The 419-nt window shown below is 51.6% G+C and carries 1 protein-coding gene; it reads right to left on the reverse strand.

Annotation, left to right across the window (positions count from 1 at the left end):
* Positions 1 to 419 (reverse strand): ATP-binding cassette domain-containing protein (locus F0Q01_RS13725; protein ID WP_163927309.1); only part of this gene is annotated, 419 nt, incomplete at both ends.

Below are 419 nucleotides of genomic sequence, written 5' to 3' on the forward strand. Positions count from 1 at the left end.
GAGATAAGCAGCACAGCCACATTCTGTGCGGCGATGCTGCGCAACAGCTGGTAGATATCATTACGTGCCGAGACATCCACGCCGCGCGTCGGCTCATCGACAATCAATACTTGCGGCGAAGCTTCCAGGCATTTGGCAATGAGGATTTTTTGCTGGTTGCCACCGGATAATGTCCGTGCAGCTTGTTCCGGTTGGTCAAATTTAATATTCAGCGCCCGACGATAACGTTCCAGGGTGGCATTATCTTTCGCGGTTTTCGCCCAGAATCCACGAAGGTTATGAGTAAGGGCGCAGACGTTCCAGGCCAGCGAAGCATCGAGATTCAGTCCGGATGACTGGCGATCTTCCGGCAGATAAACCAGACCGCGCAGTAAACGTTCCCCAGTGGATAATTTATTGATCTCTTTACCATTCAGCAT

Source organism: Pseudobutyrivibrio xylanivorans, assembly GCF_010906925.1.
GTDB lineage: Bacteria > Bacillota > Clostridia > Lachnospirales > Lachnospiraceae > Pseudobutyrivibrio.